Genomic DNA, 23081 nt, shown 5'->3' with positions numbered 1-23081 from the left:
CCCCCCGAGGAGGAGGCGTGACGGAACCCGACGACGCAACCGGCCCGACCGGGCGCGGCGAACCGATCCGCGTGCTGATCGTTGACGATCACGCGCTGATCCGGCGCAGCCTGGAGATGGCGCTGGCCGCCGAGACGGACATAGAGGTGGTCGGAGAGGCGAGCGACGGCCAGGAGGCCGTCGAGCTCGCCGACCGTCTCACCCCGGACGTCATGCTCATGGACGTCCGGATGCCACGGAGGAGCGGCATCGAGGCCACTCGTGAGATCAAGGCCTCGGTGCCGAGCACGCGGATCATCATGTTGACGGTCAGTGACGAGGAGGAGGACCTCTTCGAGGCGATCAAGGCGGGTGCCACCGGCTACCTGCTGAAGAACGTCCAGCTGGACGAGGTCCCGGAGGCCGTGCGCGGCGTCCACGAGGGACAGTCGCTGATCAACCCGGCGATGGCCGCCAAACTCATCAGCGAGTTCGCCAACATGAGCCGCAAGGAGGCCGAAAGGCCCCCGCAGCTCCCCGTCCCGCGCCTGACCGACCGGGAGATGGAGGTCCTTCGCCTGGTCGCCAAGGGGATGAACAACCGGGAGATCGCCAAACAGCTGTTCATCTCGGAGAACACCGTGAAGAACCACGTCAGGAACATCCTGGACAAGCTTCAGCTCCACTCCAGGATGGAGGCGGTGGTCTACGCGGTCCGCGAGCGGATGCTGGAGATCACCTGATCCACCGCCGGCGAGGTGGGGGCGCCCGGCGCCCCTGCCCCGCCGCCGTCACGCTCGCCCTCAGGGCGTCCGGCTCCCGGCGTCCCGGCCCAGGGCCTCCCGGAGGGGACCGGCCAGCAGCGGGTCCACCCGGTCGACGCGGACGGTGTCGCAGCCGACCCACCCGGCGGCCTCCCGGAGCGCCGCCGCCAGCGGAACGGCTCCCCTGGCCGGGGTGACGCCCTCCTCCAGGCTCACCTGGCGGGCCACCAGCACCGAGCCCTCCCGCGCCGGATCGACCCGGCCGATCAGGCGGCCCCCCGCCAGGACCGGCATCGTGAAGTAGCCGTGGACGCGCTTCTCCTTGGGCACGTACGCCTCCAGGCGATGGTTGAAACCGAACACCCGCGCGGTGCGGGCGCGATCCCAGACCAGGGAGTCGAACGGGGAGAGCAGGGTCGTGCGGTGACGGCCCGCGGAGGACTCCTCCAGCGCGGCGGGATCGGCCCAGGCGTCGGCGGCCCGCTCCGGCCACCCCGGGACGCGGACCGGGACCAGCCCGGCGGTCCCCTCGGCCAGGCACCCGTCCAGCAGCCGTGCCTCGGGTGCCTTCAGGCGCAGGAAGTCGACGAGATCGGCGCGGGTGGCCACCCCGAGCGCGCGCCCGGCCATCCCGGCCAGGCGGGTGACGCACTCGGCGTCGGAGAGGTCCTCGGCCAGCAGGTCCGCCGGGACCGCCCGCTCGGCCAGGTCGTAGACGCGCCGCCAGCCCACCCGGCGGGTGCAGACCACCTCGCCGGTGTCGAGCAGCCACTCAATGGCGATCTTGGAGTCCGACCAGTCCCACCACGGGCCGCCCTTCTTGGCGCCGCCGATGTCGGCGGTGGTGATCGGGCCGTTCTCGCGGACCAGGTGAAGGACCTTGCCCACGCTGTCGGGCACCTCGTGCCAGCGGAACCTCCTGGCCGTGAAGTACCTGCGGCGGAAGGCGTACAGCGGCCAGTCGCCGATCGGCAGGACGCACGCGGCGTGACACCAGTACTCGAACGCGCGGGCGGGCTCGTCCCAGTAGGCCCGCTCCACCGTGGCCCGGCCCACGGCGCCCAGGCGGGCGTAGGCCACCAGTTCGTGGGAGCGGGCCAGCACGGAGATCGTGTCGAGCTGGACGGCCCCGAGCCGTCGCAGGGTCGCGGGGACGCCGCCGCGCCGGGCCCGCGCGCCCAGGAACCCCTGCGCGACCAGGATCGCGCGGCGGGCCTCGTCGGGGGAGAGGGAGAGCTTCATGACCGCCCCAGGGGAGACAACACGTCGTACGGCCAGAGGCTAGCGCCTCACACCGACGAAAACGCTATGCCGGTGTCAGCCGGAGCCCGGAACGTCGTGGCCGGCGCGCTCGTCGGCGCGGTCGCGGGCCGGTGGGGTGCGTGCCGGCCGAGGACGCTCCGGCCGGTGTGCTCCCCGGCCGGTGAGGCCCGTGTCAGTCGAGGACGCTCTCGCCGGTACGGCCCTCGCTCGTGTTCGTGCGCGGGGCGTCCACGACGACGTCGGAGAAGACGTTGAAGACGAGCGTCAGCACACCGCCCATCGCGCAGACCGCCGCGCCCATCCAGAAGAGCGTCCAGTTCGGGCCGACGCACAGGGCGACCCCCGCGATCGCGAAGCCCAGCAGGATCACGGTCACCGCGAGCCAGGACGACGCCCTGCCCCCGTGGCTCCCCTCGGGCGTCTCCCGCGTCCGGGGGTGCCCCTGCTCTGTGGCCCTGGGGTTCTCCTGCGCCGTCACGGCCACTCCTTCCAGGTACGGAGACACGACCGGATATCGATCATCGCGGAAGTGACAAACTCCGACATACCCTTTAAAGCTGGTCGTACTCTCTCAAAGAAGTGGGCAAGGAACTCCATGGCCCACAAGCGCGTCTTTGAGGGTGGCTGTGTCTGGTGGCAGAACCGCCTACGATGGCAGCGGAGAACCATGTCTCGTCCTCAGCCGGGCCGGTCCGGCCGCGGAAGACCTGCGAGGAGCTTTACCTAGTGCCAGCCTTTCTCGATAGAATTCTTCGCGCCGGCGAAGGCAAGCTTCTGCGTAAGCTCAAGCGGATCGCCGACCAGGTCAACTCCATCGAAGACGACTTCACGAGCCTGACCGACGCCGAGCTTCGCGCGCTCACCGACGACTACAAGAAGCGCTACGCCGAGGGCGAGTCCCTCGACGACCTGCTTCCCGAGGCCTTCGCCACCGTCCGCGAGGCCTCCCGCAGGGTGCTGGGCAAGCGCCACTTCGACGTGCAGATCATGGGCGGGGCCAACCTGCACATGGGAAACATCGCGGAGATGCGCACCGGTGAGGGCAAGACCCTCACCTGTACGCTGCCCACCTACCTCAACGCCATCGCGGGCAACGGCGTCCACGTCATCACGGTCAACGACTACCTGGCCAAGCGTGACGGCGACGAGATGGGCCGCATCCACCGCTTCCTGGGCCTCGAAGTGGGCGTGATCCTGGCGAACATGCCCGCCGACGAGCGCCGCAAGCAGTACAACGCGGACATCACGTACGGCACGAACAACGAGTTCGGCTTCGACTACCTGCGCGACAACATGGCCTGGTCGCTCGACGAGTGCGTGCAGCGCGGCCACCACTTCGCCGTGGTCGACGAGGTCGACTCGATCCTCATCGACGAGGCCAGGACGCCGCTGATCATCTCCGGTCCCGGGGAGCAGTCCGGCAAGTGGTACTCCGAGTTCGCCAAGATCGTCCCCCGGCTCCGCAGGGGCACCGAGGGCAAGGACGGCGAGGAGAACACCGGCGACTACGCCGTCGACGAGAAGAAGCGCACCGTGGGCATCTTCGAGTCCGGTGTGGAGAAGGTCGAGGACTGGCTCGGCATCGAGAACCTCTACAAGCCCGAGCACACCCACCTGGTCGGCTTCCTGAACAACGCGCTGAAGGCCAAGGAGCTCTACAAGAAGGACAAGGACTACATCGTCGTCGACGGCGAGGTCCTGATCGTCGACGAGTTCACCGGTCGCGTCCTGCACGGCCGCCGCTACAACGAGGGCATGCACCAGGCCATCGAGGCGAAGGAAGGCGTGAAGATCAAGGACGAGAACCAGACTCTCGCCACGATCACGCTGCAGAACTACTTCCGCCTCTACGAGACGCTGTCGGGCATGACCGGTACCGCGGCGACCGAGGCCAACGAGTTCCACCAGACCTACAAGCTCGGCGTCGTCCCGATCCCCACGAACCGGCCGATGATCCGCAAGGACCAGGCCGACGTGGTCTACAAGACCGAGGACGCCAAGTTCGTGGCCGCGGTCGAGGACATCAAGGAGCGCTACGAGCGCGGCCAGCCCGTCCTGGTCGGCACCACCAGCGTCGCCAAGTCCGAGCGCCTGGCCAAGGAGCTCAAGCGCCGGGGCGTCAAGCACGAGGTGCTCAACGCCAAGAACCACGCGCGTGAGGCGGCGATCATCGCCGAGGCGGGCCGCAAGCACGCCGTCACCGTGGCCACCAACATGGCCGGTCGTGGCACCGACATCATGCTCGGCGGCAACCCCGACTTCCGCGCCGACCTGGAGCTGCGCGGCCGCGGCCTCGACCCGGTCGAGACCCCGGAGGAGTACGACAAGGCCTGGGGCGAGGCGCTGGACAAGGCCAGGGAGGCCGTCCAGGCCGAGCACGACGAGGTCACCGAGCTCGGCGGCCTCTACGTCCTGGGCACCGAGCGGCACGAGTCGCGGCGGATCGACAACCAGCTCCGCGGTCGTTCCGGCCGTCAGGGCGACCCCGGCGAGTCGCGCTTCTACCTCTCGCTGGAAGACGACCTGATGCGGCTGTTCAACTCGGCCAGGGTCGAGATGATCATGACGCGCCTCAACATCCCGGACGACGTGCCGATCGAGTCGGGCATCGTCTCCAAGGCGATCGCCTCGGCCCAGCACCAGGTCGAGCAGCAGAACTTCGAGATCCGCAAGAACGTCCTGAAGTACGACGAGGTCATGAACCGGCAGCGCAAGGTGATCTACGCCGAGCGCCACCGGGTCCTGGAGGGCGCGGACCTGCGCGACCAGATCCGCGGCTTCGTCAACGACGTGATCGACGAGTACGTCACGGCGGCCACCTCGGAGGGCTTCGCCGAGGAGTGGGACCTCGACAAGCTGTGGAAGGCCCTGGGCCAGCTCTACCCGATCGGCATCACGATCGACGAGGTCGTCGAGGAGGCCGGCAGCCGCGAGGAGCTCAACGCCAAGCTCCTGGAGGAGCGGGTGAAGGCCGACGCGATGGCCGCCTACGACCGTCGCGAGGAGGAGATCAACGCGCAGGCCATGGACCCGGAGGGCATGCGGGTCCTGGAGCGCCGCGTCATCCTGTCGGTCCTCGACCGCAAGTGGCGCGAGCACCTGTACGAGATGGACTACCTCCAGGAGGGCATCGGCCTGCGCGCGATGGCTCAGCGCGACCCGCTGATCGAGTACCAGCGCGAGGGCTTCGAGATGTTCACCCAGATGCTCGACGGCATCAAGGAGGAGTCGGTCGGCTACCTGTTCAACCTCGAGGTCGAGGTGCAGAGCAACCCGATCGTCGAGGAGGCCGACCCCACCGAGGACGCGGCCGTCGCGGAGGCCCGCTCGATCATCGCCCGCGGACTGCGCGGCCCGCAGCGCCCGGCGGAGCTGGAGTACACGGCGCCGGGTGAGAGCGGCGAGGCCGAGCACACCCGGGTCAGCACCAAGGCCCAGCGTGACGCGTACGGCAACGTCGAGCGCAACGCCCCGTGCCCCTGCGGTTCGGGCAAGAAGTACAAGCGCTGCCACGGCGACCCCAGGCACGTCGAAGCCTGATCGCCGACCGGAGGGCCCGCACATCGTGCGGGCCCTCCGGCATGTCGTGCCTCGGGACCATGTCGTGCTTCGGGACCGTGTCATGCCTGGGGAGCGTGTCATGTCCGGGACCATGTCGTGGGACGGCCCAGGATCACCGCCGAGGCGCGATCCTGGCCGTGTGGCACAGCCCAGGATCACCGCCGGGCGCGACCCTGGGACCACCCCCGTGTCATGGTGCGGCCCACGAGCGCGGCCGTGGCACGGCACGGCTCACGGCGGCGGTCAGGGGGTCGTCTCGACCTCGACGCACAGCCATCGCACGCCCCTGCGTTCCAGTCTCAGCGCCAGCACGTGTGAGCGGTCGCCGCAGTCGACCACGGCGCACATCTCCACGACCCCGTCCTCGGGCCGGGAGACGTGCGCCCTGCCCGCCCGGGGAGGGCGCGTGCACCGCATCGTCCTCCCGCTCCCGGCCAGTTCCGCGCGGGCCCTGGCGGTCAGATGGTCCGAGACGGTCGCCGGGGAGCGCCTGCCGGCCAGGATCTCCGCGACGGCCTGGGCGAGGGCACGCAGCCACCGCTCGTCGGGGACCGCGTCCGGCGTCCTCGCTCCCGCGGGCTTGTAAGGACCCGTGCCCGCCGGCCCGGGCGCCCTCGTGGCCGGGGAACCCGCCGGTCTCGCGACCGTGGAGCCGGGTGTTCTCGCGGCCGGGACGCTCGTGGGTATCGCGACCGCGGAGCCCGGTGGTCTCGTGACCGGAGGGGGCGGCAGGGACGGCAGGGACGGCAGGGACGGCAGGGACGGCAGGGACAGGGTTCCGGGGGAGGGGCGCCGGTTCACGCCGGGCCGGCGTACCGGCGACGGTGACTCTCGCTCCTCGGGGCCGAGGGTGAGGGCGAGGGTTCCCTGAACGTACGGCGGTACGGCCGAGCCGTCCCCGCAGGGGCGGTCGTCGTCGTAGGGCGGCTCGGCGGCGGGGGACGATGCGAGGCGGGGGAACGTCGCCGGGCGGGGGAGTGTCGCCGGACGTCGAAGGGGGGACATGGGCGACTCCGTGATGGTCGGCTCATGGGCGGTGAAACTCACACATCAAGGAGGTTCCGGTCTGCCGTCCAGATACGCCGCCCACCAACTTCCATGAAATCCGGGTGGTTTCGTCCCGGTCGGTGAGGAAGGTGACCTGGGGGTTGGGGTGGTCGGTCTCTCCGGCGAACGGGTTCCGGTCCGAGCGGTGATCGCGCGGGGACGGCCGGAAACGTCGCCGGGCCGTCAGGGGCCGGGTGGTTCGGTGGGCCGGACAGGCCCGGGAGACGTCGTGGGGCCGGGGGGTTCGGTGGGGGCGGCGGCGGTCGCGGGAGGCTCGCCCGAGTCGACGTCCGGTTCAGGCTCCCGGCCCGGGGTCATGAAGTTCAGTCTCCTGATCAGGAAGCTGAACACGGTGTAGTAGATCACCGCGTAGACCAGCCCCATCGCGATGATGATCGGTACCCCCCGGGCGTTGGGCGCCGTCCCGTACAGGACCAGGTCGATCAGGCCGGAGGAGAAGCTGAAGGCGAGCTTGGCGCCCAGGGCGGAGGCCAGGGCCAGGGAGATACCGGTCAGCACGATGTGGATCACGAACAGGACCGGTGCGACGAAGACGAAGGCGAACTCGATGGGCTCGGTGATCCCGGTGAGGAACGCGGTGAGCGCCGCGGAGATCATGATCGAGCCGACCGCGGTGCGCCGGTGCGGCGGCGCGGCCCGCCAGATGGCGAGCGCGGCGGCGGGCAGCCCGAACATCAGGACCGGGTAGAAACCGGCCTCGAAGCCGCCGTGGCCGACGGCGCCGTTGTTGAAGCAGATCAGGTCCCCGGCGAGCCTCTTGCCGTCGACCACGCACTCGGGGACCTGCGTCCAGATCACGTTGTTGACGATGTGGTGCATGCCGAGCGGGAGCAGTGCGCGGTTGACCATGCCGTAGATCCCGGCGCCGAGCTCGCTGTTGGAGGCGAGCCAGGTCCCGCAGGCGCGGACCCATCCGCCGAGCACCGGCCAGACGGTGCCGAGGAGCACGCCGATCACCAGCCCGGCGAAGGCGGTCAGGATCGGTACCAGGCGGCGTCCGCCGAAGAAGGCCAGCCAGGTGGGCAGCCTGGTGCGGTGGTAGCGCTGCCAGAGCAGCGCCGACACCAGGCCCATGACGATGCCGCCGAGGACCCGGGTCGGGTTCTGCGCGCCGAGGTCGAGCACCACGTCCGGGACACCGGGGGCGGTCCTGTCGAACACCTCGACGGTGATGGACTCCCGCATGTCGGCGTCGAACAGGATGAAGAACATGTTCATGCTGACGGCGTGGAAGACCAGGTAGCCGACGAGCGCGGCCAGCGCGGTGGAGCCGTCGGCCTTGCGGGCGAACCCGATGGCGACGCCGATCGCGAACAGCAGGGGCAGGTTGTCGAAGAGGGCGCCGCCCGCGGTGCCGACGACGCGGGCCACGTCGTCGAGCAGCGCCCCGTCGGTCCGGCCGAGGAGGTCGTCCTGCCCGAGCCGCAGCAGCAGGCCCGCCGCCGGCAGGACCGCGATCGGCAGCATCAGGGAACGCCCCAGCCGCTGGAGCACGCCCATCACGGCGGACCCGGCCGAACGGCTGCTCGGGGCGGACCCGGCCGAACGGTTGCTCGGGGCGGACCCGGCCGGGCGGTCGCTCGCGGTGGACCCGGCCGGGTGGGCGGCGGGTGGGCCCGCGTCCACCGGAGGGGGACTCATGTGAGCTTTCCTCCAGGGGCTGGAAGGAAGGAGGCCGGCGAGGGGCCGGTCACGCGGGGGCGGGCGGCCCGTCGCTCGCCGGATCAGCCGCGGCGGGCCGGTGTCTCCAGGATGGTACGGAGCTGGTAGCGGTCGGCGCGATAGGTGGAGACGCCGAGTTCGGCGCAGACGCCCCCGGCGAACGAACGCCGCTGGAGCAGCAGCACGGCCCCGCCGCGCGGGAGCTTCAGCAGGTCCGCGTCCCCGGGGTCGGCGATCCCGCCGTCGATGGTCAGCTCACCGGCGTCCAGGACCAGGCCGTAACGGGTCTCCAGCAGGGCGTACAGGGATCGGCCGGTCAGGTCGTGGGTGTCCAGGTCGGGGGCGAGGGAGACGGGGATGTGGGCCCGCTCGATGCACATGGGCTCGTCGGCCGCGGTCCGCAGCCGCTCGATGAAGTGCACCTCGTCGCCCGGTCTGATGCCGAGTTCCCTGGCCAGGTGGGCACTGGCCCTGACCAGCCGGCGATCCAGGTCGCGGGAGCCGGGCTCCATGCCGCGGGCGCGCATCTCGTCGCTGAAGGAGGTGAGCCGCAGGGACATCTCGATCTTGGGCCGGGCCACGAAGGTGCCCTTGCCGGCGACCCGCTGGAGCCTGCCCTCGGAGACCAGGTGGTCGACGGCCTGCCGCACGGTCATCCTGGAGAGCCCGAAGCGCTGGCAGAGCTCTCGCTCGGACGGGATCGCGGTGCCGATGGCCAGCTCGTGGTTCTCGATCAGGTCGAGCAGGATCTCCCGTAGCTGGAAGTACTTGGGGACCGGGCTGTCCGGATCGATGTGAGCCATGGAATTCCTCCCCTCTCGATCTGAGATGCCTGATGAGTTATGGTTCGTACTGGTCTAGTCCGGACTAGACCACAGGCCGGAAAAGGGTGTCAACGTACGGACCGGCGACGGATCGATAACGGCCCGATCTCGTCCGTCCGAACCGAAGGATGAGCGCGAGATGACGACCAAGATGCGCAGCGAGATCGCCGAGCAGCCCGCTGCGTTGCGAGCCACGCTCGACGCCCTCCTCCCCAGGACCGCGGAGGTGGAGCGGCTCGCGGGGCAGACCCGTCAGCTGCTGTTCATCGCCCGTGGCACCTCGGACAACGCCGCAGTCTACGGCCGGTACCTGGCCGAGGCGCACACGGGACGGCTCTCCACCCTGGCCGCCCCCTCGATCGCCACCACCTACCGGCGCCGGCTGGACCTGGACGGCGTGCTGGCCGTCGCGCTGTCGCAGTCGGGTCGTACCGAGGAGATCGTCGAGACCCTGACCTGGGCCAAGGACTGCGGCGCCCGGACCGTGGCCATCACCAACGGCGGCGAGGGCAGCCCGCTCGCCCAGGTCGCCGACCTCGCCCTGTGCACGGTGGCGGGCGAGGAGAAGGCCGTACCGGCCACCAAGACCTACACCACCGCGCTGGCCGCGCTGGCCGTGCTCGCCCTGGGCCTGGGCGCCGACGTCGACCCCGACGACCTGCGACGGGTTCCGGACGCGGTGGAGAAGCTGGTCACCGACCCGGGTGATCTGGAGGCGGTCGTCGAGGGCCTGGCCGACAAGCCGGGCGTGGTGGTCTCCGGCCGGGGCCTCGCCTTCTCGACCGCGCTGGAGCTGGCGCTCAAGCTCAAGGAGGCGTGCTACCTGCACGCCATGGGCCTGTCCTACGCCGACCTGCTGCACGGCCCGATCGCGGTGGTGGACGCCGACACCCCGGCCCTGCTGGTCGCGGCCGGCGACGGGCCCACCCTGGCCGGTACGGTGGCGCTCGCCGAGCGGGTGACCGGCGCGGGGGCCTCGGCGTACACGGTGGGCGGCGGCACCGCGCTCTCCTCGGTGGCCACCGCCGCGCTGAACGGCCCGGACCTGCCTGAGTGGGTGGCCCCGATGGGCTTGATCGTCCCGGGCCAGCTCCTCACCGAGGCCCTGGCCCGGAGGCTGGGGATCGACCCCGACTCCCCGCGCGGCCTCAACAAGGTGACGCAGACCGACTGACGCGGACCGGCCGGTGAAGGCCGACCGGCACCGGGTGGGCGTCGGCGTACACCGATCGACGCCCGCGGGCGGGGACGCCTCCTCTAGCCTGGTCATGGCACGGGAGCAGGGTGATCACAATTGGAGGGCGACATGGCGGTCGACGCCGACGCGATCATCGCCGGACTCGGTGGGGCGGGCAACATCATCGAGATCGAGCCGTGCATCACCCGGCTGCGCACCGAGGTGCGCGACGCCTCCAAGGTCGACCGGGCGGCCCTGCGGGCGGCCGGGGCGCACGGTGTCATGGCCGCGGGCAACGTCGTCCAGGTGGTGGTGGGCCCCGAGGCCGACACGATCGCCGGCGACATCGAGGACATCATCGGCTGACGGGACCGTCCTCGCGGGCGGTGGGCGTGCCGAGGGGAGTGCGGTGACCACGGTTCTGGCACCGGTCACGGGGGTGGCCGTCAGGCTCGGCGCGGTGCCCGACCCGGTCTTCTCCGAGGGCCTGGTCGGCGCAGGCATGGCCATCGAACCGGACAGGACGCCCGGCAGGGTGGTCGCCCCCATCGCGGGCACCATCGTCAAGCTGCACCCGCACGCCTTCGTCGTCGTCGGGGACGACGGCCGGGGGGTCCTCGTCCACCTGGGCATCGACACCGTCCAGCTCAGGGGCGAGGGGTTCGAGCCGCTGGCCGTCGAGGGCGACCGGGTGAGGGCGGGGCAGCCGGTCGTGGCGTGGGACCCGGCCGGGATCGAGGCGAGCGGGCGCCATCCCATCTGCCCGGTCGTGGCCCTGGACGCCGCCGCGGGCACGGTCTCCGGCCTCGCGGCGGGCGTGGTGACGGCGGGGGACGGGCTCTTCGAGTGGGACGACCCGGCCTGAGGGCTCGCGCCCCGCCGGGCCGGAGAGGATGCTGGAACCCGGACGGGGACGAACGACGGCGAGAGGGCGAGCCCATCATGGAACCGGTCACGCCGGCCGAACCGGCCGCGGGAGCCGCGAAAGCCGTAGAAGCTGCGGGAGACGCCAAAGCCGCAGGAATCGCGGGAGCGGCGAAAGCCGTGGGAGTCGCGGGAGCGTCGGGAGGCGTTGGAGCCGCCGGGGACTCGGGGCCGGCGGGAGAGGGCGGGGCCGCAGACGCCGCGCAGGCCGTGCGGGACGCGGGGACGCCGGTGAAGGCGGCGCTCTTCGACCTGGACGGGACGCTGATCAACAGCGAGCGGCGGAGCATGGCGATGTGGTCGATGCTGCTGGAGCGGCACGGGGTGAGCCACGACGAGGTCGTGCTGCGCGAGTTCATGGGACGGCGGGGCCGCGACGTGCTGGCCGAACGGGCCCACCTCTTCCCCGGCAGGGAGATCGAGGAGCTGATCACGGAGGTCCTCTCCTACAAGGACCATCCCGGCCTGCCCGACATCGTGCCGGTCCCCGGGGCGGCCGAGCTGATCCGCGCCGTCGCGGCGTACGGCTCGCCGATCGCGGTCGTCACCTCCGCCGGCCGCGACTGGGCCGAGGAGCGGCTGGCCCGGATCGGCGTCCGAGACCTGCTGGACACGCTGGTGTCCGCCCTGGACGTGACCGTGGGCAAGCCCGACCCCGAGGGGTTCCTGCTCGCCGCCTCACGACTGTCCGTGGATCCGGCAGACTGTGTGGTGTTCGAGGACTCGATCGCCGGGATCGTGGCGGCCAAGGCGGCCGGCATGGCCTGCGTGGGCGTGGCGACGACCCACGCGGGCACGGAACTGACCGCGGCCGACCTGGTGGTCGCGGACCTGACCGGGGTCACCTGGCCCCCCTCGGCATGACACCCCACACGACAGAGGAGCCGCGCGGTCTAGACCGCGCGGCCGACGCACAGGAGGAGAACGTGGCCGAGCGCCAAGTCACCGTGAAGTCGGAGGTCGGCCTGCACGCCCGGCCCGCCGCGACGTTCGTGCAGACGGCGGCGAAGGCGTCCCTGGACGTCACCATCGCCAAGGGGTCCGGCACGCCGGTGAACGCCAAGAGCATCCTGTCGGTGCTCTCCCTGGACGTCAGGGAGGGCGACACCGTGGTGATCCGGGCGGAGGGCGAGGGGGCCGACGAGCTCCTCGACGCGCTGGCCGGGATCGCCTCGGCGCCGTGAGCGCGATGGCGGGGGTGGGCGTGAGCCCCGGGGTCGGTCTCGGCCCCGCCTACGTGCTCGCGTACGAGGCACCCGTCCCGGAGCCGGGGTCCCGTCACGACGGGGACGCCGCCGCCGAGCTGGCCAGGGCCGTACGGGCGCTGGAGCGGGTCGCGGCCGACCTGGAGGAGCGCGGTGCCAGGGCCGGCGGCGAGGCCGCGGGGATCCTGGAGGCCCAGGCCATGATGGCGCGCGATCCCGGGCTGGCCGACGGGGTGGCCGAGCTGGTCGGGGCGGGCACCTCGGCGGCCCGCGCGGTCCACGAGACGTTCGGCCGCTACCGCGAGGTGCTCGCCGCCTCCGGCGGGTACCTCGGCGCGCGCGTCGCCGACCTGGACGACGTCAGGGACCGGGCCGTCGCGGTGATCGAGGACCGGCCCTTCCCGGAGGTGCCCACGGGGGACGGGGAGCCGTACGTGCTCGTCGCCAGGGACCTGGCGCCCGCGGACACGGCGCTGCTGTCGAGGGACGTGGTGGCGGCCTTCGTCACCGAGCAGGGCGGGCCGACCAGCCACACCGCGATCCTCGCCCGCGCCATGGGGGTGCCGGCCGTGGTCGCCTGCCCCGGCGCCACATCGATCCTCCCCGGCACCGAGGTGCTGGTGGACGGCACCTCCGGCCTGGTGAGGCCCGCGCCCTCGGGTGAGGACGTCCTGGCCGCGCGCGACGCCGACGCCGCGCGGCAGGCCGTGCTGGCCGCCGCGAGCGGACCGGGGACGACCGCCGACGGGCACGCCGTGCCGCTGCTCGCCAACATCGGCGGGCCGCGCGACGTGGCCGCGGCCCTGGAGCACGGGGCCGAGGGGATCGGCCTCTACCGGACCGAGTTCCTCTTCCTGGACCGGGCCGAGGCGCCGTCGGCGGCCGAGCAGGAGGAGGCCTACCTGGAGGTGCTGGACGCCTTCCCGGGGGGCAGGGTGATCGTGCGGACGCTCGACGCGGGCGCCGACAAGCCCCTGGCGTTCCTGCCGCCGGGGGCGCACGAGCCCAACCCGGCGCTGGGCGAGCGGGGCGTCCGGCTGTTCCGGACGCACCCGGACATCATGGCCACGCAGCTCGCGGCCCTCGCCGCCGCGGCGGCGCGTTCGGCGGGCAGGCTCCAGGTGATGGCGCCGATGGTGGCCACCGCCGAGGAGGCGGCCTGGTTCACCGCCGCCTGCGACGCGGCCGGGCTGCCGTCGGCGGGCGTGATGATCGAGGTACCCGCCGCGGCGCTGCGCGCCTCCGACCTGGCCGTGCACGCGGGTTTCCTCTCGGTCGGCACCAACGACCTGACCCAGTACGCGCTCGCCGCCGACCGGCAGCTCGGCGCGCTGACCGGCCTCCAGGACGCCTGGCAGCCCGCCGTGCTCGACCTCGTCGGCCTGGCCGCGGGGGGTGCGGCCGAGCGCGGCAGGCCGTGCGGGGTGTGCGGGGAGGCCGCGGCGGACCCGGCGCTCGCCTGCGTGCTCGTCGGGCTGGGGGTCACCTCGCTGTCGATGTCGGCACCCGCGCTGCCCGCCGTACGGGCGGCGCTCTCGCGACACACCCGGGACCAGTGCGCGCTCGCGGCCGGCGCCGCGCGGGCCGCGACCTCTCCCGAGGACGCGCGCGCCGCGGCCCGCTCCCACCTGCCGGGCCTGGAGGGCCTCGCCCTCTGACGACGGGGTACGTGAGGGGGGCGGGCCCCGTCTCCCGAGGCCGGGCGCGCGCCGGGAGGGGCGCCGGACGGGTCGTGTCCTTCGACGGGGCGACCCCGGGAACGGCGCCGGGCGGGTCGCCTCCTTCGACGGGGCGCCCCGGGAAGGCCGCCGGGCGGGTCGCGCTTCTTTGACAGGACGCCCCCGGGAAGGGGACAGGCGGCCCGCAGGAGGTTCGCCGGCGGGCGCCGGGGCGTCCGCACGGATAGCGTAGGCGTCATGCTTCGGTGGATGCGTGTGACGGCGATCGCGGCGACGGCGGCCACGGCGGCGATGGCGGCCGGGTGTGCCGGTTCGGTGAGGACGGCCCCGCCCGCGACCGGTGCCGCCGGTCCGGGGGAGAGCTCCGCGAGAGCCACCCCGGCGGGCCCGGCCGGTACGGCGGGCGCCGCGGCGACCCCCAAGGGCTCGGCGACCCCGGCGGCCCGGGGGGTGGAGGCGGTGCTCGGCTCGATGAGCGTGGAGGAGAAGATCGGCCAGCTCTTCATGCCCGTGCTGTACGGGCCGGCGGCCGACACCGTCTCGGGTGAGAACCAGGCGCGGTTCGGAGCGAGCACCCCGGCGAAGGTCGTCGCCCGCCACCGTCCCGGCGGGGTGATCCTGTTCCCGTGGGCGGGCAACATCAAGAGCGTCCGCCAGGTGGTGGCGCTGACCAACGGGCTGCAGAAGGCGTCGCCGGAGATCCCGTTGCTGATCGCCGCCGACCAGGAGAACGGTAAGGTCTCCCGGCTCGCTCCGCTGGTCACCGACATGCCCGGGGCCTCGGTGATCGGCTCCACCGGGGACGCCTCGCTGGCCCGCCGCGCGGCCGAGGTGACCGGTACGGAGCTGCGCGCGCTGGGGATCAACCTCGACTTCGCCCCCGTGGCCGACGTCAACCTCAACCCGCGCAACCCGGTGATCGGCCCGCGCGCGTACGGCTCGGACCCGAGGAAGGTGGCGCCGATGGTGGCCGCCGCCGTCCGGGGGTTCCACGACGCCGGGATCGCGGCCACGGCCAAGCACTTCCCCGGCCACGGCGACACGAACGTCGACAGCCACACCGGCCTGCCGGTGATCAAGCACTCCCGCGCGCAGTGGGGCAGGCTGGACGCGCCGCCGTTCGCCGCCGCCATCGGGAAGGACGTCGACGCGATCATGACGGCGCACGTCGTCATGCCCCGGCTCGACCCCTCGGGGGACCCGGCCACGCTCTCCCGGCCGATCCTGACCGGCCTGCTCCGCGAGAAGCTCGGCTTCGACGGGGTCGTCTCGACCGACGCGCTCGACATGGAGGGCGTGCGGAAGAGGTACGGGGACGGGCAGGTGGCGGTGCGGGCGATCCTGGCGGGGGTGGACCTGCTGCTGATGCCGCCGGACTACGACGAGGCCCACCGCGCGGTGCTGGCCGCCGTGCGGTCCGGGAAGATCTCCGAGGCGCGGCTCGACCAGTCCGTCCGGCGGCTGCTGAAGCTGAAGGCCGCCCGCGGCCTGCTGGTGAGGGCGCCGGTCGCCGACCCGGCCAGGGCCGAGCGGATCCTGCGCTCGGCCGAGCACGTCAAGGTCGCCAGGCTGATCACCGCGAAGGCGCGCTGAACGCGGCCGGACGGCGGATGCCGGACCGGGTACCGGGCCCCTGGTGCTGAGTGCTGAGTGCTGGATGTCGGATCGGGTTCTGGGCCCCGGACCGGGTGCTGGACACCGGATCGGGTACGGGGTCCTGGATGCCGGACGCCGGATCGGGTGCCGGACGCCGGGACGAGCGGGCGGTCGTCGCCGGGTCAGGCGAGGCCGAGGTTGCCCAGCTTGCCGAAGTTGCCGGTCCTGGAGAGCGAGACGACGAGCGACTGGACGATGCGGGTGAGCAGGGCTTCCAGCAGCATCACGACCGCCTTGGCGATCACCGTGGAGAGGAATCCGGACATAATTAACCTCGCAGGGAGAAGGAACGCTTAAGGCGATAATTCATACCAAACGAGGATTAGTCACCTATTAGCAGGTTGCTGTTCGGTGAACGTTCGGTGACGCCTTCCGGTCAGACCCCAGTTCGGCTCCCGGATCGAACCCCAGTTCGGTTCTCGGATCGAACCCTTGGTCGGCCCCAGGTCGGCCCCAGGTCGGCCCCAGGTCGGGACCCTTGGTCGGCCCGCAGATCGGCTCTCAGATCGGACCCTAGGTCGGCCCCAGCTCGGACTCTCGGTCGGGCCTCAGGTCGCGGCCCCCAGATCGGGCCCCTGGTCGGACTCCTGGGTGACCGCCTGGAACGCCATCGCCGCGGCCGTGCTGGCGGCGGCACTGCTCAGGGCGACGGCCCACCCCGCCGGGCCGAGGAAGTGGCAGCCGAAGAACCGGCACAGGCCCGGCACCGAGACCGTCAGTCCCAGCACGGCCAGGGAGACCAGCGAGGCCAGTACCACCATGCGGTCCCGGCTGCCCATGACCAGCGTCTGGAGCAACTGCGTCGCCACCAGCGCGACCAGGCCCATCGTGTCCGCCCGGCCGCGCGTCCCGGTCAGCCTGCCGATCGCCCAGGCCGCGCCCGCCGCACCCGCCGTGGTGACGGCCCGCAGCTGGATGTCACGGGTCAGGGAGGCGCCCAGCGAGGCCTCCGGGCCCTCCTGGAGCAGCCTCTCGGGGCTGGTCGCGGCCGGGGGGCGGGCGGCGACCGCCATGGCGGGCAGCATGTCGGTGAGCAGGTTGACCAGGAGAAGCTGACGGGTGTTCAGCACGTTGGCGCCGCTGATCAGGCTGGACCCGACCGCGAAGACGATCTCGCCGATGTTGCCGCCGAGCAGGATGCTCAGCGCGTCGCGGACCGAGCTCCACATGGCCCTGCCCTCGATGATCGCGTCCACGATCGTCTCGATGCGGTCGTCGGTGACCACGATGTCGGCCGCCGACCGTGCCGCGGGGGTGGCGCGCGACCCCAGGGCGATCCCCACGTCCGCGCCCCGGATCGCGGGGGCGTCGTTGGCGCCGTCGCCGGTGACCGCCACGACTTTCCCGGCCCGGCGCAGGCACTCCACGATCCGGGCCTTGTGGGCCGGGCTAGTCCTGGCGAAGACCGTCACGTCGGGCAGCGCCTCCACCAGCGTGTCGTCGTCCAGGGCGTCGAGCTCGGGACCCGTCATGATCCGCCCGCCGTTGAGCACGTTCAGCTCGGCGGCGATCGCCTCCGCGGTGCTGGGATGGTCCCCCGTGATCATCACGATGCGCACGCCGGCCCGCGTCAGGCGGCCGACGCTCTCGGCCGCCGTGGGCCGTACCGGGTCGGCCAGGCCCAGGAAGCCCAGGAAGCAAAGGTCCTGGATGCGGGACTCGTCGAGGTCGCGGCGGTCGGAGGCGGCGCGTTCGGCGACCGCGAGCACCCGGTAGCCCTGCCGGGCGAGCTGGTCGAGCTCCTTGTGCAGCTCCGCCTCGACGACGTCGGTGAGCGGGACCACCCGCCCGTCGCGCAGCACGCTCGCGCAGCGGGTGACCACGATCTCCGGGGCGCCCTTGACGCTGAGCAGCGGTCCCGACCCGCCCGTGCCGAGTACGGCGTGGTAGCCGCGTCCCGGCTCGAAGGGGAGCTCGTCGACCCGTTCCCAGCCCCCGCCGCCCTCCTCGGGCGTCACGCCCAGCCGCTCGGCCCCGTTCAGCACGGCGCGGTCGGTGGGGTGCGGGACGGGCCGCCCGTCGTCGTGCCGGGGACCGGCCCGCAGCCCCGCGGCCACGATCCTCCTGAGCTCGGGCGTCAGCGCCTCGACGGGACGCTCGTCCTGGCCGTCCGAGACGCACCGCAGGCTGATGCGGCCCTCGGTGAGGGTGCCGGTCTTGTCGAAGCAGAGCACGTTCACCCGGCCGAGGGCCTCGATCGTGGACGGGTTGGGCACCAGGGTGTTGCGGGTCGACAGCCGCCGCGCGGCGGCGAGCTCCGCGACCGAGGCGACGAACGGCAGCCCCTCCGGCACGGCCGCGACGGCGAGGCTCACCGCGGGCGCCAGCGCCGCGGGCAGCGACCTGCCGCGCATCAGGTCGGCGACCAGCAGGACCACGCCCGAGCCCAGCGCGACCGGGAGGATCCGCCGGCTCAGCTCCCGCAGCCGTAGCTGCACGCCCGAGGCGGGGGGCCGCTTCTCGGTGAGCCTGGCGGTCCTGGCCGCCTCGGTGGACTCGCCGGCCGCGACGACCATGGCCAGTCCGACGCCGGCGGCCACCGTCGTCCCCTCGTAGACCATCGAGGTCCGGTCGGCGACGGCGGGCGCGTCGACCGGCGCGGGCGACTTGGTGACGAGCTGGGACTCGCCCGTCAGGGCCGACTCGTCCATCTCCAGGTTCGTCGCCCTGAACACGCGGCAGTCGGCCGGCACGGTGTCGCCCGCGCGCAGCTCGATCACGTCGCCCGGTACGAGGCCGTCGACGGTGGTGCTGACGGGCCGCTGTGGGCGCCTCACCCGTACCGGGGTCGCGACCGCCTCGGTCAGGCGGCTCAGCGCCCGGTCGGCGCTGAAGCGCTGGCCCCCTCCGATGAACGCGTTGGCGGCCACCACCGTGGCGATCATGACCGCGTCGGAGGCCGAGCCGACCATGGCGGACAGGCCGGCCCCGGCCGCCAGGATCGGCGTCATCGGGTTGGCCAGCTCCTCCAGGGACGCGCGGAGCAGCGAGGGAGGGCCCTGCGGCCTCCGCGATCTCGCCGAGGTCCTGCGCAGCGCGGCCTCGTCCTCGGTGATGCCGCCGGGCGAGGACTTCAGCAGGGAGAACACGTCCTCCACCCGCATCGCGTGCCAGGGCGTCCGGTCGTTCCGGACGGGGGGAGCCTCCCGGCCGGCGCGCCAGCCGGCCCACTCGCCCGTGGCGACGGTCGCGATCGCGGTGAAGTCGCTCACGAGCTGGGCCCTGTCGAGCACCCGTGCCGCGGGCCCGAAGGTGGTCAGGGCACCGCCGATCGCGGTCCCCGCGCCGGTGAGCCACACGACCCGCTCGCTCGTCCTCCTGGCCGGGGCCAGGCAGCTCAGCAGCAGGTGCGCCTCCTCCAGTTCGGCGACCACGTCCGCGTCCCAGGGGGTCCGGCGCGACCGGCCCGACACACCGATGCCCAGGTCGGCCTGGGCCAGGGCGGCCATCCGCCGGGCCGACACCACGGCGACCCCGTGTCCCTCCGCCTGGAGCGCGCGGACCGACCGGGCCAGCCGGGGCCCTCCCGGCACGGACTCGCCCACCCCGAGCCGCGCGCCCAGCTCCGGCCCGCCACCGGCCAGCAGCACGGCGCACACGCCCCCGGCCGTGGCCGCGGCGACGACCGCGTCCGCCACCGGATCCACCCCCGGGGCCATGCCGACGAGGGCGACGGGGACGCCCCGCCGGGACACGCGGACGGCCCGCAGGCCCCGCATCTCCCAGCCGGCGGCCTCCGCGGAGACGAGCACGGCCGGAGCCTGGATCGGCTCGGCCGTCCACCCGTCGCGTTCCCGCCGCGCGCCCGGGTCGGTGAGGTCGAGCAGGGAGTGGAGCCGGGCACGCAGCCCGTCGGCGTCCTTCCGGTCCCCTTGGTTTTCCTCGTCCTTCCGGTCTCTTTCGTTCCGCCCGTCCGGTCTGCCTGTCCCGTCCGCCTTGTTGGGAAGGCTCGCCTCGTTCGCCTCGTTCGCCTCGTTCGCCTCGTCCGGTCGGCTCGTCCCGGCCGCCTCGACGGTCAGGGGGATGACGTGGTCGATCTCCCAGGAGCCCGTGCCGAGCACGTCGGCGTCCAGGACGACCGTGTCGACACCGTCCATCTGGCGCAGGGCGCGGGGGTCGAGCACGATCGCCCCGCGTGCGGCCAGGGCACGCGCGATCGAGGAGGCGAAGGACTCCCGGCCCTGCTTCGCGGCCTTGGGCGTCGTCGCGGTGAGTGCGGCGATGGTCCGCCGCCGGTCGCGGCCGAGGAGCTGCGTCAGGCCGGAGAACCCCACCGCTGCGGGGCTCGCGGCCCGCTCGAACCGCTCCACCGGGCTGTGCTTCAGGGGGGCGGGGCGCGGCGTCCGGGGGGCCCGGGTGTGGCGGTAGGAGCCGTCCGCGGAGCTCAGGTCGTGCTCGCGCGCCTCCCACGCCCGGCGCGTGTCGCGCGCCTCCAGGTAGTTCCCGGCGGCGGTGGCCGACTGGATCAGCATGCCCAGCGGGCGCAGCGCCAGCGTGTGCGTGACGATGTTCGCCGTCACGAGCAGGTCGAAGGTGGTCGAGGTGCCCAGGCGGCGTTCCAGCTCGGAGCGTACCTTCGGGGTGGCCTCGGCCAGGTTCAGCAGCGCGGGGACGATCGCGGGCAGGGACGGCGCGCGCACGGCGCGTCCGGCGACCGCCAGGCCCGCCCCGAGCAGGGTCGCTCCGAGCCGGACACCGGCCCGGGCGTGGCGCTCCACCAGCTTGGCGGCATGATGCTCCGCGATCATCGAGACGAGGGCGGCGGGCCCCGCCGACGGGTCCTTCGCGGACTCCGGACCGTCGTCGGTGTCGATGTCGTCAGCGGCCTCGTCGGTGTCGTCGTCGGTGTCGTTGTCGTCGGTGCCGTCCTCGTCGGTGGTGTCCTCGTCGCACTCGGCGTCGTCATCGTCGAACGCCTCGACCAGTTCGAGCACCTTCTCCAGGTCGATCGAGCCGGATGCGCATCCCACGAAGACGGAACCGAGGACGCCGTTCACCTCGGCGCGCCCGATCCCCTCCAGTCGCAGCAGCGCGTCCTCCAGCCGCCGCGCCCTCCCCTCGGTGCCCGGACCGCCGATCGTCCGCAGGTCCACACGGACCCCGCCGGGACAGGCCCGCCTGCCACGGGAACGCGGCAGCAGGCCGCGGACCACCTCGGGCATGACGCCCCGGAGGGCATGGGCGGGAGGTGAGAGCAGGCGGGGCATGAACATTCAGGACTCCGGCAGATGAGATGACGAGGCCGATCAGGCCGCGGTCGTACATGGCCTGATCGGCCTCATCACTGTGATCACCCGGACGCGGTCCTGCCGGCCGAGCTCCTCGACCGCGAGGTGGACGCCCTGGCCCGGGAGGCCGTCGTCCGGCCCGTGGCCGACCGGGACGTGGCCGTTCTCCGTGAGGCGGTGGTCCGGGACGCGGTTCCGGCCCGCGTGGTGGACGACGAGGACCTGGACGCCGGTTTCGTGGTGCGTGAGGCCGATCCGGCGGTCCGTGCCGCGGGCTTCCTGGCGCGCGACGCGGGCTTCGCGGCCCGCGAGGTGGACGCCGTCGCCCGGGAGGTGCCCGCCGTGGACCGCGACGTGGCCGCCGAGGTCCGGGCGGTGCCGCTCCGGGCACCGGACGCGGGCCTCGACGCGGTGGTGCGCGTGGTCCGGGAGGAGGTGCTCGCGGTCCGCGAGGCGGGCCTCGTGGTCCGGGACGCGCTGCCCGCCGTGCGGGACGCCGAGCCTCCGGTACGGGCGGTGGAGCCCGTGGCGCGGGACGCGGTGGTCCTGCTCCGCGACGTGGAACCCGTGCTCCGCGACGCCGGTCTCGTCCCTCCGGTGGCCGAGGCCGCCGTACGGGACGACGCGCTCCGGGTACGGGAGGCGGGGCTCGTGGCCCTGGACGCGGTGCTCGCGGTGCGCGATGCGGGCGTTCTGGTCCGCGAGGTCGTGCCTGCCGTACGGGACGTGGCGGTCCTGGTGCGTGAGGTGGTGCCCGTGGCGCGGCTTGCGGGCGTCCTGGTGGTCCGGGACGTGGTGCCGGTCGCGCGTGAGGTGGTGCTCGACGCGCGGCTCGAGGGTGTCCTGGTCCGCGAGGTGGCGCCCGTCGTGCGGGACGCGGCGGTGCGGGTCCGTGAGGTGGTGCCCGCGGCCGTCCTGGTCCGTGAGGTGGTGCCCGCGGCGGTTCTGGTGCGTGAGGTGGTGCCCGTGGCGCGGCTTGCGGGCGTCCTGGTGGTCCGGGACGTGGTGCCGGTCGCACGCGAGGTGGTGCTCGACGCGCGGCTCGAGGGTGTCCTGGCCCGTGAGGTCGTGCCGGTCGCCGTCCTGGTCCGGGTGGTGGTGCCCGTGGCGCGGCTTGCGGGTGTCCTGGTCCGTGAGGTCGTGCCGGACGTGGCGGTGCGGGTCCGCGGGGTGGTGCCCGTGGCGCGCGATGCCGTGCTCCGGCTACGGGTGGTGGTGCTTCCGGTCCGGGTGGTGCCGCTCGTACGGGAGGCCGTGCCCGTCGCCCGGGAGGTGGAACCCCCGGTCCGGGACGCCGCCGTCCGGGACGCCGCCGTCCGGGATGTCGAGCCTGTCGTCCGGGAGGCCGAACCGCTCGTCCTGGAACCGGTGCTCGTCGTGCCGCCGGTGCGCGAGGCACTGCTCGCCGTGCGGGACGCCGCGGGCCGTGAGGTCCGGGACGCCGTGCCTCCGGACCGCGAGGCGGTGGACCGTGAGGTGCTGGACCGGGAGGTGGAACCTCCCGTGCGGGACGCGGACCCCGTACTGCCGGAGTCCGTTATCGCCGACATCGGGTTCATGCTCTGCGCGGCCGACGCGATGGAGCTCCCGGCCCGGGAGGTGCCGGAGGACCGGCCCCTTCCCCGTGCGCGCTGGGCGATCAGCGTCCCCACCCCGATGGCGGCGGCCACCGGCCACTCGATCAGCCCCGCCACCGCGAGGGCGCCGAGCCCACCGTAGTAGGCGATGCGTTCGGCCGGAGGGAGGAACGATTTGGCGGTGTCAGTGGCCTGGCCCGCCCCCCGTGTGTCGATATGTGGCATACGAACGTTCGGGGGCCGGAGCTGCACGGTCAGCATCGGAAGATTGAGCGTTAGCGAGTTGCCGTCGCGCTTCCGGTCCGTCGTTGCATTCGTGGCTGATGCGGTCGGTCTCGACGCCGTACGGGCGCGAGAGCGGCTCGCCTGAGTTACTGCCATGATCCCTCCTCATGGGAACCGAGGGAAGGTGCGGATGGAGCCCGCAGGAGGTTGATCACGCCTTCTACGTGCGGTTATATGGCATGAGTGCCATTCTCATAATCTTCCTCGAATTAGAGCGGCGAAACTCGCA

Annotated in this window: 17 protein-coding genes; 10 read left to right on the top strand and 7 right to left on the bottom strand. The window is 72.9% G+C overall.

Annotation, left to right across the window (positions count from 1 at the left end; translation table 11 throughout):
• Positions 1-17: 17 nt before the first annotated feature.
• Positions 18-722: a response regulator gene (locus tag ACLQ2R_RS21255; RefSeq protein WP_425961891.1), complete on the top strand. Its 705-nt coding sequence runs from the start codon at positions 18-20 to the stop codon at positions 720-722.
• A 60-nt stretch (positions 723-782) separates the two neighbouring features.
• Here ACLQ2R_RS21255 and ACLQ2R_RS21250 read toward each other — a convergent pair whose 3' ends face one another.
• Both ACLQ2R_RS21250 and ACLQ2R_RS21245 read right to left on the bottom strand, forming a co-directional pair.
• On the bottom strand, positions 783-1985 hold the full coding sequence (locus tag ACLQ2R_RS21250; RefSeq protein WP_425961889.1) for a winged helix-turn-helix domain-containing protein: 1203 nt from the start codon (positions 1983-1985) through the stop codon (positions 783-785).
• A gap of 193 nt (positions 1986-2178) precedes the next feature.
• The gene (locus ACLQ2R_RS21245) at positions 2179-2484 is read right to left on the bottom strand and encodes an HGxxPAAW family protein (protein ID WP_425961888.1); all 306 of its coding nucleotides are present in this window, start codon (positions 2482-2484) and stop codon (positions 2179-2181) included.
• Between the two features lie 248 nt (positions 2485-2732).
• On the opposite strand from ACLQ2R_RS21245, the gene secA reads away from it, so the two are divergent.
• Complete coding sequence (gene secA / locus ACLQ2R_RS21240; protein ID WP_425961887.1) at positions 2733-5546, top strand: preprotein translocase subunit SecA; 2814 nt, start codon at positions 2733-2735, stop codon at positions 5544-5546.
• A gap of 264 nt (positions 5547-5810) precedes the next feature.
• Here secA and ACLQ2R_RS21235 read toward each other — a convergent pair whose 3' ends face one another.
• The 3 genes from ACLQ2R_RS21235 to ACLQ2R_RS21225 all read right to left on the bottom strand — a co-directional run bounded on the left by ACLQ2R_RS21235 (position 5811) and on the right by ACLQ2R_RS21225 (position 9100).
• The gene (locus tag ACLQ2R_RS21235; RefSeq protein ID WP_425961885.1) at positions 5811-6572 is read right to left on the bottom strand and encodes an Rv3235 family protein; all 762 of its coding nucleotides are present in this window, start codon (positions 6570-6572) and stop codon (positions 5811-5813) included.
• A gap of 225 nt (positions 6573-6797) precedes the next feature.
• Positions 6798-8276: a PTS transporter subunit EIIC gene (locus tag ACLQ2R_RS21230; protein WP_425961883.1), complete on the bottom strand. Its 1479-nt coding sequence runs from the start codon at positions 8274-8276 to the stop codon at positions 6798-6800.
• A gap of 83 nt (positions 8277-8359) precedes the next feature.
• Positions 8360-9100, bottom strand: a complete 741-nt coding sequence (locus ACLQ2R_RS21225) for a GntR family transcriptional regulator (protein ID WP_386235957.1) — start codon at positions 9098-9100, stop codon at positions 8360-8362.
• A 160-nt stretch (positions 9101-9260) separates the two neighbouring features.
• Here ACLQ2R_RS21225 and ACLQ2R_RS21220 point away from each other — a divergent pair, with 160 nt between their 5' ends.
• From ACLQ2R_RS21220 to ACLQ2R_RS21190, 7 genes are all read left to right on the top strand, one after another.
• Positions 9261-10295: an SIS domain-containing protein gene (locus ACLQ2R_RS21220; protein ID WP_425961881.1), complete on the top strand. Its 1035-nt coding sequence runs from the start codon at positions 9261-9263 to the stop codon at positions 10293-10295.
• 132 nt (positions 10296-10427) lie between these two features.
• Complete coding sequence (locus ACLQ2R_RS21215; RefSeq protein ID WP_362813464.1) at positions 10428-10664, top strand: PTS glucose/sucrose transporter subunit IIB; 237 nt, start codon at positions 10428-10430, stop codon at positions 10662-10664.
• Between the two features lie 43 nt (positions 10665-10707).
• Complete coding sequence (locus tag ACLQ2R_RS21210; protein WP_425961879.1) at positions 10708-11163, top strand: PTS sugar transporter subunit IIA; 456 nt, start codon at positions 10708-10710, stop codon at positions 11161-11163.
• 290 nt (positions 11164-11453) lie between these two features.
• On the top strand, positions 11454-12086 hold the full coding sequence (locus tag ACLQ2R_RS21205) for an HAD family hydrolase (RefSeq protein WP_425961877.1): 633 nt from the start codon (positions 11454-11456) through the stop codon (positions 12084-12086).
• A gap of 62 nt (positions 12087-12148) precedes the next feature.
• Positions 12149-12406 (top strand): HPr family phosphocarrier protein, encoded by a 258-nt coding sequence (locus ACLQ2R_RS21200; RefSeq protein WP_425961875.1) that lies wholly within the window; start codon positions 12149-12151, stop codon positions 12404-12406.
• A gap of 5 nt (positions 12407-12411) precedes the next feature.
• Positions 12412-14085 (top strand): phosphoenolpyruvate--protein phosphotransferase, encoded by a 1674-nt coding sequence (gene ptsP, locus ACLQ2R_RS21195; RefSeq protein ID WP_425962007.1) that lies wholly within the window; start codon positions 12412-12414, stop codon positions 14083-14085.
• Between the two features lie 270 nt (positions 14086-14355).
• Entirely contained in the window at positions 14356-15699 is a 1344-nt protein-coding gene (locus tag ACLQ2R_RS21190; protein ID WP_425961873.1) for a glycoside hydrolase family 3 protein, read from the top strand.
• Positions 15700-15884: 185 nt separating this feature from the next.
• On the opposite strand, the gene ACLQ2R_RS21185 is transcribed toward ACLQ2R_RS21190, so the two are convergent.
• Positions 15885-16028, bottom strand: coding sequence for a hypothetical protein (locus ACLQ2R_RS21185; RefSeq protein ID WP_386235942.1), 144 nt, complete (start codon positions 16026-16028; stop codon positions 15885-15887).
• Between the two features lie 282 nt (positions 16029-16310).
• Entirely contained in the window at positions 16311-20975 is a 4665-nt protein-coding gene (locus ACLQ2R_RS21180) for an HAD-IC family P-type ATPase (protein ID WP_425961871.1), read from the bottom strand.
• 120 nt (positions 20976-21095) lie between these two features.
• On the opposite strand from ACLQ2R_RS21180, the gene ACLQ2R_RS21175 reads away from it, so the two are divergent.
• Positions 21096-22709 carry a hypothetical protein gene (locus ACLQ2R_RS21175; RefSeq protein WP_425961870.1) on the top strand — a complete coding sequence of 538 codons (1614 nt, stop codon included), beginning with the start codon at positions 21096-21098 and terminating at the stop codon, positions 22707-22709.
• Positions 22710-23081 lie beyond the last annotated feature (372 nt).

The organism is Streptosporangium sp. DT93 (assembly GCF_049844535.1).
In the GTDB taxonomy this organism is placed as follows: Bacteria; Actinomycetota; Actinomycetes; order Streptosporangiales; family Streptosporangiaceae; genus Streptosporangium.
The sequence above is the reverse complement of the archived record's forward strand: the minus strand, read 5'-3'. Positions and strand labels throughout refer to the sequence as shown.